This is a genomic window from Streptomyces mangrovi (assembly GCF_900114215.1).
Taxonomy (GTDB): Bacteria; Actinomycetota; Actinomycetes; order Streptomycetales; family Streptomycetaceae; genus Streptomyces; species Streptomyces barkulensis.
In genome coordinates, this window is record NZ_FOSG01000013.1 from 1 (window position 1) to 14,647 (window position 14,647).

The 14,647-nt window shown below is 72.6% G+C and carries 13 protein-coding genes; all 13 read right to left on the bottom strand.

The window, feature by feature from the left end:
* Nucleotides 1–1,023, bottom strand: a 1,023-nt coding sequence (gene metK / locus BM237_RS18235) for a methionine adenosyltransferase (RefSeq protein ID WP_093850764.1), incomplete at its 3' end; no start/stop codon positions are given.
* 237 nt (nt 1,024–1,260) lie between these two features.
* Entirely contained in the window at nt 1,261–2,484 is a 1,224-nt protein-coding gene (coaBC, locus tag BM237_RS18240) for a bifunctional phosphopantothenoylcysteine decarboxylase/phosphopantothenate--cysteine ligase CoaBC (RefSeq protein WP_093850765.1), read from the bottom strand.
* 190 nt (nt 2,485–2,674) lie between these two features.
* Entirely contained in the window at nt 2,675–2,947 is a 273-nt protein-coding gene (rpoZ, locus tag BM237_RS18245; protein WP_093850766.1) for a DNA-directed RNA polymerase subunit omega, read from the bottom strand.
* Between the two features lie 131 nt (nt 2,948–3,078).
* Entirely contained in the window at nt 3,079–3,636 is a 558-nt protein-coding gene (gmk, locus tag BM237_RS18250) for a guanylate kinase (RefSeq protein WP_093850767.1), read from the bottom strand.
* A gap of 38 nt (nt 3,637–3,674) precedes the next feature.
* Nucleotides 3,675–3,998 carry an integration host factor gene (locus BM237_RS18255; RefSeq protein WP_093656674.1) on the bottom strand — a complete coding sequence of 108 codons (324 nt, stop codon included), beginning with the start codon at nt 3,996–3,998 and terminating at the stop codon, nt 3,675–3,677.
* 303 nt (nt 3,999–4,301) lie between these two features.
* Nucleotides 4,302–5,201 carry an orotidine-5'-phosphate decarboxylase gene (gene pyrF, locus BM237_RS18260; protein ID WP_093850768.1) on the bottom strand — a complete coding sequence of 300 codons (900 nt, stop codon included), beginning with the start codon at nt 5,199–5,201 and terminating at the stop codon, nt 4,302–4,304.
* Entirely contained in the window at nt 5,198–6,325 is a 1,128-nt protein-coding gene (locus BM237_RS18265; protein ID WP_093850769.1) for a quinone-dependent dihydroorotate dehydrogenase, read from the bottom strand. The genes pyrF and BM237_RS18265 overlap by 4 nt, the downstream gene beginning before the upstream one ends.
* A 131-nt stretch (nt 6,326–6,456) precedes the next feature.
* Nucleotides 6,457–9,777: a carbamoyl-phosphate synthase large subunit gene (gene carB / locus BM237_RS18270; RefSeq protein ID WP_093850770.1), complete on the bottom strand. Its 3,321-nt coding sequence runs from the start codon at nt 9,775–9,777 to the stop codon at nt 6,457–6,459.
* Entirely contained in the window at nt 9,770–10,912 is a 1,143-nt protein-coding gene (gene carA, locus BM237_RS18275; RefSeq protein WP_093850771.1) for a glutamine-hydrolyzing carbamoyl-phosphate synthase small subunit, read from the bottom strand. The genes carB and carA overlap by 8 nt, the downstream gene beginning before the upstream one ends.
* A complete protein-coding gene (locus tag BM237_RS18280) occupies nt 10,909–11,571 on the bottom strand; it encodes a PH-like domain-containing protein (protein ID WP_093850772.1) in 663 nt (220 codons plus the stop codon). The genes carA and BM237_RS18280 overlap by 4 nt, the downstream gene beginning before the upstream one ends.
* A complete protein-coding gene (locus BM237_RS18285) occupies nt 11,568–12,854 on the bottom strand; it encodes a dihydroorotase (RefSeq protein WP_093850773.1) in 1,287 nt (428 codons plus the stop codon). Before BM237_RS18285 ends, BM237_RS18280 begins: the two co-directional genes overlap by 4 nt.
* A gap of 5 nt (nt 12,855–12,859) precedes the next feature.
* On the bottom strand, nt 12,860–13,918 hold the full coding sequence (locus BM237_RS18290) for an aspartate carbamoyltransferase catalytic subunit (protein WP_093850774.1): 1,059 nt from the start codon (nt 13,916–13,918) through the stop codon (nt 12,860–12,862).
* 135 nt (nt 13,919–14,053) lie between these two features.
* Nucleotides 14,054–14,647 (bottom strand): bifunctional pyr operon transcriptional regulator/uracil phosphoribosyltransferase PyrR, encoded by a 594-nt coding sequence (gene pyrR, locus BM237_RS18295; protein ID WP_093850775.1) that lies wholly within the window; start codon nt 14,645–14,647, stop codon nt 14,054–14,056.

Sequence of the window (14,647 nt, forward strand, 5' to 3'; positions counted from 1 at the left end):
GGCCGTGCCGAAGGTCTCCACGAACAGGCCCACCGGCTCGGCCTTGCCGATCGCGTAGGCCACCTGCACCTCGCAGCGGGCGGCCAGCCCCGCGGCCACCACGTTCTTGGCGACCCACCGCATGGCGTAGGCGGCCGAGCGGTCCACCTTGGAGGGGTCCTTGCCGGAGAAGGCGCCGCCGCCGTGGCGGGCCATGCCGCCGTAGGTGTCGATGATGATCTTGCGGCCGGTCAGGCCCGCGTCCCCCATCGGGCCGCCGATCTCGAACCGGCCCGTGGGGTTGACCAGCAGCCGGTACCCGCCGGTGTCCAGCTTGACGCCGCCCCCCACCAGAGCAGCCAGCACCGGCTCGACGACGAACTCGCGGATGTCGGGGGCCAGCAGCGAGTCCAGATCGATGTCGGAGGCGTGCTGGGAGGAGACCACCACGGTGTCCAGCCGCACCGCCTTGTCCCCGTCGTACTCGACGGTCACCTGCGTCTTGCCGTCCGGGCGCAGGTAGGGGATGGTGCCGTTCTTGCGGACCTCCGACAGCCGGCGCGAGAGCCGGTGGGCCAGGTGGATCGGCAGCGGCATCAGCTCGGGCGTCTCGTCGCAGGCGTAGCCGAACATCAGGCCCTGGTCGCCGGCGCCCTGCCGGTCCAGCTCGTCTCCCTGTCCCTCCGGGGCGCCACCCTCCACCCGGGTCTCGTAGGCGGTGTCCACCCCCTGGGCGATGTCGGGGGACTGCGCCCCGATGGACACCGACACCCCGCACGAGGCGCCGTCGAAGCCCTTCTTGGAGGAGTCGTAGCCGATGGCGAGGATCTTGTTGCGCACCAGGGTGGGGATGTCGGCGTACGCGGCGGTGGTGACCTCCCCGGCCACATGCACCAGACCGGTGGTGATCAGCGTCTCCACCGCCACCCGGGAGGCGGGGTCCTGCTCCAGCAGGGCGTCGAGGATGGTGTCGCTGATCTGGTCGGCGATCTTGTCGGGGTGACCCTCGGTCACGGACTCCGAGGTGAACAGGCGGCGGGACACATCGCTCCCTGGGTTTGCAGCGGCTGCTGGCTGACTTGGTGTGCGGATCCGGTCGTCGGGCTGGCCCGAGCGCGGTCCGCCGTCAGTTTATCCGCAGCTCGTCGCGGATCCGCCAGGACGTCTCGCACTCCGACACACGACCAACGTGCCACACGACTCCCGCGAAGGGGAGAGGCCGTGCCCGGCGGGGGCCCGCGGCCCTGGTGGCACGGCCATGCGGACTTCCCGCCTCCGGTCTCACCCGGCGTTCAGCATGTGGACGACCTTGTCCCACACCGTGTCGGCGAGGGCCTCCTTGGGGCCGTGCGGCACGGGTGTCTCGCTGCCGTCGGCGCCCAGGACGACCGCCTCGTTCTCCTCCGCGCCGAAGGTCCTGTCCTCCCCCACCTCGTTGACGACCAGCAGGTCGCATCCCTTGCGGGCGAGCTTGGCCCGGCCGTTGGCCAGGACGTCGTCGGTCTCGGCCGCGAAGCCGACGACCACCTGCCCGGGGCGGGCGGCGGAAAGTCCGGCGAGCTCGGCGAGGACGTCGGGGTTGCGGACCAGGGCGACCGGTTCCGGTTCCTGCCCGTCCCGCTTCTTGATCTTCCCCTGGGCGTACCGGGCGGGCCGGAAGTCGGCCACCGCCGCGGCCATGACCACCGCGTCCGCGTCCTCGGCGGCCTTCAGCACGGCCTCCCGCAGTTGCACGGCGGTACCCACCGGCACCACGTCCGCGCCCGCGGGGTCGGGCAGGGATGTGTTGGCGGCCACCAGGGTCACCCGCGCGCCGCGTGCCACCGCGGTGCGGGCCAGGGCGTACCCCTGCCGGCCCGAGGAGCGGTTGCCCAGGAAGCGGACCGGGTCCAGTGGTTCGCGGGTGCCGCCCGCGCTGACCACGACGTGCCGTCCGGCCAGGTCGCGCCCGGGCGCGGCGCCGCGGGCCAGGAGCCGGCGGCAGACCTCGAAGATCTCGCCGGGGTCGGGCAGGCGTCCCTTGCCGGTGTCCTTGCCGGTCAGCCGTCCGACCGCGGGCTCGATGACGACCGCGCCGCGGCGGCGCAGGGTGGCCACGTTCTCGGCGGTGGCGGGGTGCTCCCACATCTCGGTGTGCATGGCGGGTGCGAAGACCACCGGGCAGCGGGCGGTGAGCAGGGTGTTGGTCAGCAGGTCGTCGGCGAGGCCGTGGGCGGCCCGGGCGAGGGTGTCGGCGGTGGCGGGCGCGACGACGACCAGATCGGCCTCCTGCCCGATGCGCACGTGCGGGACCTCGTGGACGTCCTCCCACACCCCCGTGGTCACGGGGTTGCCCGACAGCGCCGCCCAGGTGGGCTCGCCGACGAACTTCAGCGCCGAACCGGTCGGCACCACCCGTACGTCGTGGCCGGACTCCGTCAGCCTCCGCAGCAGCTCGCACGCCTTGTAGGCGGCGATGCCGCCGCTGACCCCCAGGACCACCCTGGGCTTGTCGGACCTGTCCATCCCTCGCCTCTCCCCGGCTCGGCGGCCCGTCGGCCGCTCACTCGCTCACTGTCGCGCGTCGGCGGCGGGCACGTCGGGGACGCTTCCGCCGGTACCCATGACACACCACGGGCCCGGCAGCCGCGCTGCCGGGCCCGTGGCGGTGGTGATGGTGCCGTCGTGCGGCCGGCCGCCATGGGCGGCCGGGGCCTCACTGCGTCGGGTTGTCGACGGCCTCGGAGGTCAGCAGACCCGCGTTGATCTCGCGGAGCGCGATCGACAGCGGCTTCTCGTGGACGTGGGTGTCCACCAGCGGGCCGACGTACTCCAGCAGGCCCTCGCCGAGCTGCGAGTAGTAGGCGTTGATCTGGCGCGCGCGCTTGGCGGCGTAGATCACCAGGCTGTACTTCGAGTCGGTGGCTTCGAGCAGCTCATCGATCGGCGGGTTGATGATGCCCTCGGGCGTGTTGATGGGAGAGGACACGCTCTACCTTCCGCTGCGGTGGATAAGACGGGCAGTGATCCGGCCGGGCCCCGGTACGGGATGCCTCCTGCCGGTGTCCCGGATTCCGGCGGCTGTCCTGCCCGGCCCTCCGGTGACGAATCCGGTGACGATCACGAAACCTTCATCAAGGCTAGCAGCTCGTGGCTGACGTCCTCGACGGAGGTGTTGACCAGGGTCACGTCGAACTCCGACTCGGCGGCCAGTTCGACCCTGGCCGCGGCCAGCCGCCGCTCGATGACCTCGGGGGACTCGGTGCCGCGGCCGGTGAGGCGGCGGACCAGCTCCTCCCAGCCGGGCGGGGCCAGGAAGACCAGCTGTGCCTCGGGCATCGACTCGCGGACCAGCCGCGCGCCCTGGAGGTCGATCTCCAAAAGCACCGGTTCTCCCGCCTCCAGCCGCTCCAGCACGGCCCGCCGCGGCGTACCGTAGCGGTTTCCCGCGAACTCGGCCCACTCCAGCAGCTCGCCGTTGGCGACCAGCTTGTCGAACTCCTCGTCGTCCACGAAGAAGTACTGGACACCGTGCCGCTCGCCGGGGCGCGGCCTGCGGGTGGTGGCGGACACCGAGAGCCAGATCTCCGGATGGACCTTGCGCAGATGAGCGACGACCGTGCTCTTGCCGACCCCGGAGGGGCCGGAGAGCACGGTCAGTCGCGGACGTTCACTCATACAGCGATTATCCCGGTTCCCAGGCAGGCCTGGAAACGTCAGGCGGAACCGCCGCCGAACTCACGCTCCAGGGAGGCGATCTGGTTGGATCCCAGGCCGCGCACCCGGCGGCTCTCGGAGATGCCGAGCCGCTCCATGATCTGGCGGGCCCGGACCTTGCCGACGCCGGGCAGGGACTCCAGGAGGGCGGAGACCTTCATCTTGCCGATGACGTCGTTCTCCTGGCCCTGCTTGATGACCTCGTGGAGCGAGGCGCCGGAGTGCTTCAGTCGGTTCTTGACCTCGGCGCGCTCCCGGCGAGCCGCGGCGGCCTTCTCGAGCGCGGCTGCGCGCTGTTCAGGGGTAAGGGGCGGAAGAGCCACGCCTACGTCACCTCGGATGTCGAACTGGTCGGATATTGGTCGGTGAGGAACCTAGTGGCCCCGCACCTGCGGAGCAACGAGCAACACGTCCCCCGGCGCCCCCCGGACCTGCGAGGACCCCGGAATTCGCGGTGCTCTCGTCGGAGACTAGCGGCCCATCGCGCCTGAGTCAGCGAGAACGGGGGAAAAGTCCTGGTCAGACTTGAGCCGACCTGGACATTCCCGGACAAATGGGCGCGGTTGAAGGGTTGATTCCGCGGGGTGCCCCGGTTTTTCCGGACCCTCCGGTTCTGCCCCGGCTGATCAGCCCAGGACCTCCCGCAGCGCGTCGGCCTCCCCGGCTGCGGCCTCCCGCAGGGCCCGCGGCGAAGGGCCTCGGCCCAGGACCCCCCGGCTGATGCTCGGCACCACGTTGCGCACCGCACCGCCGAAGACCCTCGGCAGGTCGGCCGCGGTGGCGCCCTGTGCCCCCAGCCCCGGCGCCAGCAGCGGGCCGTTGACCGCCAGGTCCGCGCCGGCCTCCCCCAGCGTCGCCCCGACCACCGCGCCGACCGGGCCGAGCGGATCGGCCCCGGCGTTCTCCCGTGCGATGTGGTCCAGCACCGTCTGGGCGACCGACGCACCGCCCCCGGCGGTGGCGCGCTGCACCTCGGCGCCCTCCGGGTTGGAGGTCAGGGCGAGGACGAAGACGCCCGAACCCGCCGCCCGCGCCGCGTCCAGGGCGGGGCGCAGCGAGCCGAAGCCCAGGTAGGGGCTGACGGTGACGGCGTCGGAGAACAGCGGACTGCCCGGATCCAGGTAGGCGGCGGCGTAGGCGGCCATCGTGGAGCCGATGTCGCCGCGCTTGGCGTCGGTGAGCACCAGGGCGCCGGCCGAGCGTGCGTCGGCGATCGCCCTCTCCAGGACGGCGATCCCGCGCGAGCCGAAGCGCTCGAAGAAGGCGGACTGCGGTTTGAGGACGGCGACCCGGTCGGCGAGGGCCTCCACCACCGTGCGGGTGAACCGCTCCAGCCCCGCCACGTCGTCGTCCAGGCCCCAGGCGGTCAGCAGCGCGGCGTGCGGGTCGATGCCGACGCACAGCGGACCGCGGTCGTCCAGGGCGCGGCGCAGCCGGGCGCCGAACGGCTCCGGGGCGCCGGGGGCCCGCGGGGCTTCGGATGGCTGCGCGGCTCCGGATGACTGCGGAGCTCCGGGAACGGTCATCGGGAGGTCACCTTCCGGGTGTCGGCGCCGACGGCCTCGGCGAGGGTGGCGTACGGACTCGCGGCCAGGCGCGCGGCCAGGCCCCGGTGGATTCGGCGGCACCACAGCGGGCCCTCGTAGACGAGGGCGCTGTAGCCCTGGACGAGGGTGGCCCCGGCCAGGACGCGCTCCCAGACGTCGTCGGCGGTCCGCACCCCGCCGACGCCGACGAGCGTGACGCGGTCGCCGACGCGGGCGTACAGACGGCGCAGCACGGCCAGGGAGCGGTCCTTCAGCGGCGCGCCGGACAGCCCGCCGGCACCGATGGCCTCGATCTCGGCGCGGTCGGCGGCCAGGCCCAGGCCGTCGCGGGCGACGGTGGTGTTGGTGGCGATGATGCCGTCCAGGCCCAACTCCACGGCGAGGTCGGCGACCGCGTCGACGTCCTCGTCCGCCAGGTCCGGGGCGATCTTGACCAGCAGGGGGACGCGGCGGCCGGGCACCGCCTCGTCGGCGGCGGAGCGCACCGCCGCCAGCAGCGGGCGCAGGTGCTCGGTCGCCTGGAGGTTCCGCAGACCGGGGGTGTTGGGCGAGGAGACGTTGACGACGAGGTAGTCGGCGTACGGGGCCAGCCGGGAGGCGGAGAGCGCGTAGTCGCCGGCGGCCTCGCTCTCGGGAGTGACCTTGGTCTTGCCGATGTTGACGCCGACGGTGGTGGGGAAGACGGCCCGGCGCCCCGCCAGGCGGGCGGCCACGGCGGCGGAGCCGTCGTTGTTGAAGCCCATGCGGTTGACCAGGGCCCGGTCGGCGACCAGGCGGAACAGCCGGGGCCCCGGGTTGCCGGGCTGGGGGTGGGCGGTGACGGTGCCGATCTCGACGTGGTCGAAGCCGAGCATGGTGAGCCCGTCGACGCCGACCGCGTTCTTGTCGAACCCGGCGGCCAGCCCGAAGGGGCCGCGCATCCGCAGGCCGAAGGCCTCGGTGGCCAGGGCGCGCCGCTGTGCCCGGCCCGGGGCCGCGACGGCCGCGACGAGGGCGCGCAGGCCGGGGACGCGGGCGGCCAGCCGAATCAGGGCGAACGCCAGGTGGTGCGCCCGCTCGGGGTCCAGGCGCCTGAGGATCAGGTGGAACAGCAGGGGATACATGCGGGTCTTCCGTGCGGCGGGCGGTACGGGATCCGGTGTCGGGGTCCGGCGGCGGGGTCTGATGTCGGTCCGGTGGCGGGGTGCTCTCGCGGTGAGGGGGACGCCGCTGCCGGCGTCCCCCTCACCCCCGGTCACTTCCCGCGGGCGGCTGTCAGGTGTTCCGCGTGCTCCTGCAGGGAGCGGACCCCGACCTCCCCGCGCGAGGTGGCCTCGATGCCCTGTACGGCGGCGGCCAGCGCCTGGACCGTGGTCAGACAGGGCACGGCGCGGGCGACCGCGGCGGTGCGGATGTCGTAGCCGTCCAGGCGGCTCCCGGTGCCGTAGGGGGTGTTGACGATGAGGTCGACCTCGCCGTCGTGGATGAGCTGGACGATGGTCCGCTCGCCGTTCGGCCCCTCGCCCTCGCTCTGCTTGCGCACCACGGTGGCGTCGATGCCGTTGCGGCGCAGCACCTCGGCGGTGCCGGAGGTGGCCAGCAGCTCGAAGCCCATCGCGACCAGCTCACGGGCCGGGAAGATCATCGAGCGCTTGTCGCGGTTGGCCACCGAGACGAAGGCCCGGCCCTTGGTGGGCAGCGCGCCGTACGCGCCCGCCTGCGACTTGGCGTAGGCGGTGCCGAAGACCGAGTCGATGCCCATGACCTCGCCGGTGGAGCGCATCTCCGGGCCGAGCACGGTGTCCACGCCGCGGCCCTGGACGTCGCGGAAGCGGCTCCAGGGCAGCACGGCCTCCTTCACCGAGATCGGCGCGTCCAGCGGCAGGGTGCCGCCGTCGCCGCTCGCCGGCAGCAGGCCCTCGGCCCGCAGTTCGGCGATGGTCGCGCCCAGTGAGATCCGGGCGGCGGCCTTGGCCAGGGGCACGGCGGTGGCCTTGGAGGTGAAGGGGACGGTGCGCGAGGCGCGCGGGTTGGCCTCCAGCACGTAGAGGATGTCCCCGGCCAGCGCGAACTGGATGTTGATCAGCCCGCGCACCCCGACGCCGCGCGCGATGGCCTCGGTGGAGGCCCGCAGCCGCTTGATGTCGTGGCCGCCCAGGGTGATCGGCGGCAGGGCGCAGGCGGAGTCGCCGGAGTGGATGCCGGCCTCCTCGATGTGCTCCATCACGCCGCCGAGGTAGAGCTCGGTGCCGTCGTAGAGCGCGTCGACGTCGATCTCGATGGCGTCGTCGAGGAAGCGGTCGATCAGCACCGGGTGCTCGGAGATCAGGCCGGCGTGGCGGGTGAGGTAGTCCCCCAGCGAGGCCTCGTCGTAGACGATCTCCATGCCGCGTCCGCCCAGCACGTAGGAGGGGCGGACCATGACCGGGTAGCCGATTCCGGCGGCGATCTCCTTGGCCTCGGCGAAGGAGAAGGCGGTGCCGTACTTGGGCGCGGGCAGTCCGGCCTCGACCAGCACCCGGCCGAAGGAGCCGCGGTCCTCGGCGAGGTGGATGGCCTCCGGGGAGGTGCCCACGACGGGGACGCCGTTGTCCTTGAGCGCCTGGGCCAGCCCGAGCGGGGTCTGGCCGCCGAGCTGGACGATGACGCCCGCCACCGGGCCGGCCTGCCGCTCGGCGTGGACGATCTCCAGGACGTCCTCCAGGGTGAGCGGCTCGAAGTACAGCCGGTCGGAGGTGTCGTAGTCGGTGGAGACGGTCTCGGGGTTGCAGTTGACCATCACGGTCTCGAAGCCCGCGTCGCGCAGCGCGAAGGAGGCGTGGACGCAGGAGTAGTCGAACTCGATGCCCTGGCCGATGCGGTTGGGGCCCGAGCCGAGGATGATCACCGCGGGCCTGGTGCGCGGGGCGACCTCGCTCTCCTCGTCGTAGGAGGAGTAGAAGTACGGGGTCCTCGCGGCGAACTCGGCGGCGCAGGTGTCGACCGTCTTGTAGACCGGGCGCACCCCCAGGGTGTGGCGCACCTCGCGGACGACGTCCTCGTGCAGGCCCCGGATCGCGGCGATCTGGGCGTCGGAGAAGCCGTACCGCTTGGCCTCGGCCAGCAGTTCGGGGTCGAGGCGGCCGGCCTCGGCCAGCTCGTCGGCGATCTCCTTGACCAGGAAGAGCTGGTCGGTGAACCAGGGGTCGATCCTCGTGGCCTCGAAGACCTCCTGCGGGCTCGCGCCGGCCCGGATGGCGGCCATGACGGTGTTGATCCGGCCGTCGGTGGGCCGCCGGGCGGCGGCCAGCAGCTCGTCCTTGTCCCCGAGACCGGCCACCGGGGTGGCGAAGTCGAACTGGCTGCCCTTCTTCTCCAGCGAGCGCAGCGCCTTGTTCAGCGCCTCGGGGAAGTTGCGGCCGATGGCCATCGCCTCGCCCACCGACTTCATGGTGGTGGTGAGGGTGGAGTCGGCGGCCGGGAACTTCTCGAAGGCGAAGCGCGGGACCTTGACCACCACGTAGTCGAGCGTGGGCTCGAAGGAGGCCGGGGTCCGCTCGGTGATGTCGTTGGGGATCTCGTCGAGGGTGTAGCCCACGGCCAGCTTGGCGGCGATCTTGGCGATCGGGAAGCCGGTGGCCTTGGAAGCCAGCGCCGAGGAGCGCGAGACGCGCGGGTTCATCTCGATGACGATGACCCGGCCGTCGGCGGGGTTGACGGCGAACTGGATGTTGCAGCCGCCGGTGTCGACGCCGACCTCGCGGATGACGGCGATGCCGATGTCGCGCAGGGTCTGGTACTCGCGGTCGGTGAGCGTCATCGCCGGGGCGACGGTGATGGAGTCGCCGGTGTGCACGCCCATCGGGTCGAAGTTCTCGATGGAGCAGACGACCACGACGTTGTCGTTGCGGTCGCGCATCAGCTCCAGCTCGTACTCCTTCCAGCCGAGGATGGACTCCTCCAGGAGCACCTCGGTGGTCGGGGAGAGCGTCAGCCCCTGGCCGGCGATGCGGCGCAGTTCGTCCTCGTCGTGGGCGAAGCCGGAGCCGGCGCCGCCCATGGTGAAGGAGGGCCGCACCACGACCGGGTAGCCGCCGAGCTCCTCGACGCCGGCCAGGACCTCCTCCATGGAGTGGCAGATGACCGAGCGGGCGGACTCCCCGTGCCCGATCTTCCCCCTCACCGCCTCCACGACCTCCTTGAACTGGTCGCGGTCCTCGCCCTTGCGGATGGCCTCGACGTTGGCGCCGATCAGCTCCACCCCGTACTTGTCCAGGGTGCCCGCCTCGTGCAGGGAGATGGCGGTGTTGAGCGCGGTCTGACCGCCCAGGGTGGGCAGCAGGGCGTCGGGGCGCTCCTTGGCGATGATCTTCTCGACGAACTCCGGGGTGATCGGCTCGACGTAGGTGGCGTCGGCGATCTCCGGGTCGGTCATGATCGTGGCCGGGTTGGAGTTGACCAGGACCACCCTCAGGCCCTCGGCCTTGAGGACCCGGCACGCCTGGGTGCCGGAGTAGTCGAACTCGGCGGCCTGCCCGATGACGATCGGGCCCGAGCCGATGACCAGGACGCAACGGATATCGGTGCGCTTAGGCACGCTGGCCCTCCATCAGGGAGACGAAGCGGTCGAACAGGTACGCGGCGTCGTGCGGCCCGGCCGCCGCCTCGGGGTGGTACTGGACGCTGAACGCGGGCCGGTCCAGCAGGCGCAGGCCCTCGACCACGCCGTCGTTGAGGCAGACGTGGGAGACCTCGGCGCGCCCGTAGGGGGTGTCGCCGGGCGCGTCGAGGGGGGCGTCCACGGCGAAGCCGTGGTTGTGCGCGGTGACCTCGACCTTGCCGGTCGTACGGTCCTGCACGGGCTGGTTGATGCCGCGGTGGCCGTACTTGAGCTTGTAGGTGCCGAAGCCCAGGGCGCGGCCGAGGATCTGGTTGCCGAAGCAGATGCCGAACAGCGGGGTGGAGCGCTCCAGCACCCCTCGCATGAGGGCCACCGGATGGTCTGCGGTGGCGGGGTCGCCGGGGCCGTTGGAGAAGAACACCCCGTCCGGGTCCACCGCGTAGACGTCCTCGATCGTGGCCGTGGCGGGCAGCACGTGGACCTCGATGCCGCGCTCGGCCATCCGGTGCGGGGTCATGCCCTTGATCCCCAGATCGACGGCCGCGACGGTGAAGCGCCTGGTACCGATCGCCGGGACGGTGTACGCCTCGGTGGTGGCCACCTCGGCGGCCAGGTCGGCTCCGGTCATCTCGGGGGCGGCCTTCACCCTGGCCAGCATCGCGGCCTCGTCGGCGACCGCGTCGCCGGAGAAGATGCCGACCCGCATCGCGCCGCGCTCGCGCAGGTGGCGGGTGAGCGCCCGGGTGTCGACACCGCTGATGCCGACGACGCCCTGGGCGGTCAGCTCCTCGTCCAGGGTGCGCACCGAGCGCCAGTTGGAGGGCACGCGGGCGGGGTCGCGCACCACGTAGCCGGCCACCCAGATCCGCTTCGACTCCGGGTCCTCGTCGTTGACGCCGGTGTTGCCGATGTGCGGGGCGGTCATGACGACCACCTGCCGGTGGTAGGAGGGGTCGGTCAGGGTCTCCTGGTAGCCGGTCATGCCGGTGGAGAACACGGCCTCGCCGAGGGTCTCGCCCACGGCCCCGTAGGCGCGGCCGCGGAAGGTGCGGCCGTCCTCCAGGACGAGTACGGCGGGCACCCTGGAGGCTTTGCGGGCGGAGGTCGTCATCGTGCGCCTTCCTCGTGGTGCGTGGTGGCGGCAGCGTCGGTGGTGCCGTGGGGGTCGTCCGCGGCGCCGGTGGCGCCGGGTGCGCCGGCCGTGCCGAAGCCGCCGCCGGACATGGCGCGCAGCTCCTCCAGCCAGGCGGCGTGCTCGGCGGCGCGGTCGGAGCGGAAGCCGGAGTCCAGCAGGCGGTCGCCGTGCTCCCAGGTGATCACCAGCAGACCGTCCTCGGTGAGGACCTTGCCGGCGATGCCCTTGTCGAGCCGGGCGCCGCGCAGCCTGCCGGCCGGGATGAAGAAGTCGTTCGCCCCGGGCCGCACCACGTGCACACCCTGCTCGGTGAGGGTGAGCTCGGCGCGGCTGCGGGCGCCCAGGCCGTGGGCGACGATCCGCTCCAGCCACTGCCCGGCCGTGGTGGAGCCGTGGTAGCGGCCGGTCATGGTCAGCCTCGGCTCACCGGGGCCGGCGGGCGCCTGGGGCAGTTCGGGGAGGTCGGACTGGAGCACCGAGCGCCACTTCCAGCCCTCCCTCATCAGCCAGTACACCAGGGCGACGACCAGCAACAGGCCGATCACCCAGGCGATCCGGGGCGCCCAGTCGGTGACCTGCTGCGACTCGGGCGCCGCGGCGAAGCGGATGGCGGTCGGTACCGGTGAGAGGTTCATACGAGCTTTCCGTCCATGACTGTCGCCCTGCCCCGCAGGAACGTGTGTGTGACCCGGCCCGGCAGCTCGCGTCCCTGGTAGGGGGTGTTGCGGCTGCGGGAGGCGAAACCTGCGGAATCCACCGTTCCACGGTAGGCCGGATCGACCAGGGTGAGGTTGGCGGGCTCACCAGCCGAGACGGGCCGTCCCTGGCCGGCCAGGCGCCCGATGGCCGCGGGACGGAAGGACATGCGGTCCGCGACGCCCGCCCAGTCCAGCAGTCCGGTCTCCACCATCGTGTGCTGGACGACGGACAGCGCGGTCTCCAGGCCGACCATGCCCATGGCGGCCGCGCCCCACTCGCAGTCCTTGTCCTCGTGGGGGTGGGGGGCGTGGTCGGTGGCGACGCAGTCGATGGTGCCGTCGGCCAGCGCCTCGCGCAGGGCCCTCACGTCGGCCTCGGTGCGCAGCGGCGGGTTGACCTTGTAGACCGGGTCGTAGGAGCGCACCAGCTCGTCGGTGAGCAGCAGGTGGTGCGGGGTGACCTCGGCGGTGACGTTCCAGCCCTTGGACTTGGCCCAGCGCACGATCTCCACCGATCCGGCGGTGGACAGGTGGCAGACGTGCAGCCGGGAGCCGACGTGCGCGGCCAGCAGCACGTCACGGGCGATGATCGACTCCTCGGCGACGGCCGGCCAGCCGCCCAGGCCCAGCTCGGCGGAGACCGTCCCCTCGTTCATCTGGGCGCCCTCGGTCAGGCGGGGTTCCTGGGCGTGCTGGGCGATGACGCCGTCGAAGGCTTTGACGTACTCCAGCGCCCGGCGCATGATCACCGCGTCGTCCACGCACTTGCCGTCGTCGGAGAAGACGCGCACCGAGGCGGCCGACTCGTGCATCGCGCCCAGCTCGGCGAGCTGCTTGCCCTCCAGGCCGACGGTGACGGCGCCGACCGGCTGCACGTCGCAGTGGCCGGACTCCCGCCCCAGCCGCCAGACCTGCTCGACGACGCCGGCGGTGTCGGCGACGGGGAAGGTGTTGGCCATGGCGTGCACGGCGGTGTAGCCGCCGGACGCCGCGGCCCGGGTGCCGGTCAGCACGGTCTCGGAGTCCTCGCGGCCCGGCTCGCGCAGATGCGTGTGCAGGTCCACCAGGCCCGGCAGCAGGATCTGCCCGTCCGCCTCGACCACACGGGCGCCGTCGGCGTCCAGGCCGGTGCCGACGGCCGCGACGGTCTCGCCGTCGATCAGGACGTCCAGTGCCCGGTCGCCCAGCACCTTCGCGCCGCGGATCAGGGTCTTGCTCATGGGTGTCACTTCTCCTCGGTACGGGCGGCGGTTCCGGTGGTGGCGGCGGTTTCGGCGGTGCCGGTGGCGGTGTTGCCGCTGCCGCCCGCGTGCTCGGAGCCGCCGAGCAGCAGGTACAGGACGGCCATGCGGATCGAGACGCCGTTGGCGACCTGTTCGGTGACGGTGCAGCGGCCGGAGTCGGCCACCTCGGCGGTGATCTCCATGCCCCGGACCATCGGCCCGGGGTGCATCACGACGGCGTGCTCGGGCATCCGCTCCATGCGCTGTACGTCGAGGCCGTAGCGTCGGGAGTACTCGCGCTCGGTGGGGAAGAAGGCGGCGTTCATCCGCTCGCGCTGGACGCGCAGCATCATCACGGCGTCGGACTTCGGCAGCACGGCGTCCAGGTCGTAGGAGACCTCGCAGGGCCAGCCCTCGACGCCGACCGGCAGCAGGGTGGGCGGGGCCACCAGGGTGACCTGGGCGCCCAGGGTGTTCAGCAGGTCGACGTTGGAGCGCGCGACCCGGCTGTGCAGGATGTCGCCGACGATCGTGATCCGCCGGCCGGCCAGGTCCCGGCCGAGTCCGGCGTCCGGGCCGATCAGGCGGCGGCGCATGGTGAACGCGTCGAGCAGCGCCTGGGTGGGGTGCTGGTGGGTGCCGTCGCCGGCGTTGACGACGGCGGCGTCGATCCAGCCGGAGGTGGCCAGGCGGTAGGGGGCTCCGGAGGCCCCGTGCCGGATGACGACGGCGTCCACGCCCATCGCCTCCAGGGTCTGGGCGGTGTCCTTGAGGGACTCGCCCTTGGAGACCGAGGATCCCTTGGCCGCGAAGTTGATGACGTCGGCGGACAACCGCTTCTCGGCCGCCTCGAACGAGATGCGGGTGCGGGTGGAGTCCTCGAAGAAGAGGTTGACGATCGTGCGGCCGCGCAGCGCGGGCAGCTTCTTGATCGGGCGGTCGGCCAGGCGCGCCATCTCCTCGGCGGTGTCGAGGATGCGCACGGCGTCGTCGCGGGTGAGGTCGGCGGCCGAGATCAGGTGACCGGAAGTCCGGGGGTTGCCCCCGGGGAAGAGCGGCATCTGGATGTGCTCCGGTGTGTGGAGGTTCTGAGGCGTGCGGGCGCGCGGTCGCGGCCGCGGGGCCGCCGGGCCCGGGAGAACGGGAGCGGCGCAGGGGGTGCGGAGGCAGGCGCGGGAAGGGAGCGGAGGGGAGCGCTACCGCTCGCCGGACGGGGAGGCCCCCGCCTCGCGACGCTCGCCCAGGAGCACGCCGTCGCGGCCGTCCTCCTCGGCGAGCCGGACCTTGACCGTCTCCCGCAGCGACGTGGGCAGGTTCTTGCCGACGTAGTCGGCGCGGATCGGCAGTTCGCGGTGGCCGCGGTCGACCAGGACAGCGAGCTGCACGGCGCGGGGCCGGCCGATGTCGCCGAGCGCGTCGAGCGCGGCCCGGATGGTGCGGCCGGAGAAGAGCACGTCGTCGACCAGGACGACCAGGCGTCCGTCGACGCCCTCGGCCGGGATCTCGGTGCGGGCCAGGGCACGGGCGGGGCGCATCCGCAGATCGTCGCGGTACATGGTGATGTCGAGCGAGCCGACCGGCAGCGGGCGGCCGGTGATCTCCTCCAGCTTGGCCCCCAGCCGCCTGGCCAGGTGCGCGCCGCGGGTGGGGATGCCCAGGAGGACCACGTCGTCGGCGCCCTTGGCGCGCTCGACGATCTCGTGGGCGATGCGGGTGAGGACCCGCGCGATGTCCGGTGCCTCCAGTACGGGGCGGACCGGGCCGGAACCGTTGCCGTCCAGTTCTCCCAT

Bases quoted from the DNA above. Each gene is read 5' to 3' on its own strand.
- coaBC (WP_093850765.1), bottom strand. From the start codon at position 2,484: ATGGACAGGTCCGACAAGCCCAGGGTGGTCCTGGGGGTCAGCGGCGGC.
- gmk (WP_093850767.1), bottom strand. From the start codon at position 3,636: ATGAGTGAACGTCCGCGACTGACCGTGCTCTCCGGCCCCTCCGGGGTC.
- pyrF (WP_093850768.1), bottom strand. From the start codon at position 5,201: ATGACCGTTCCCGGAGCTCCGCAGTCATCCGGAGCCGCGCAGCCATCC.
- BM237_RS18265 (WP_093850769.1), bottom strand. From the start codon at position 6,325: ATGTATCCCCTGCTGTTCCACCTGATCCTCAGGCGCCTGGACCCCGAG.
- carA (WP_093850771.1), bottom strand. From the start codon at position 10,912: ATGACGACCTCCGCCCGCAAAGCCTCCAGGGTGCCCGCCGTACTCGTC.
- BM237_RS18280 (WP_093850772.1), bottom strand. From the start codon at position 11,571: ATGAACCTCTCACCGGTACCGACCGCCATCCGCTTCGCCGCGGCGCCC.
- BM237_RS18285 (WP_093850773.1), bottom strand. From the start codon at position 12,854: ATGAGCAAGACCCTGATCCGCGGCGCGAAGGTGCTGGGCGACCGGGCA.
- BM237_RS18290 (WP_093850774.1), bottom strand. From the start codon at position 13,918: ATGCCGCTCTTCCCCGGGGGCAACCCCCGGACTTCCGGTCACCTGATC.
- pyrR (WP_093850775.1), bottom strand. From the start codon at position 14,647: ATGGGAGAACTGGACGGCAACGGTTCCGGCCCGGTCCGCCCCGTACTG.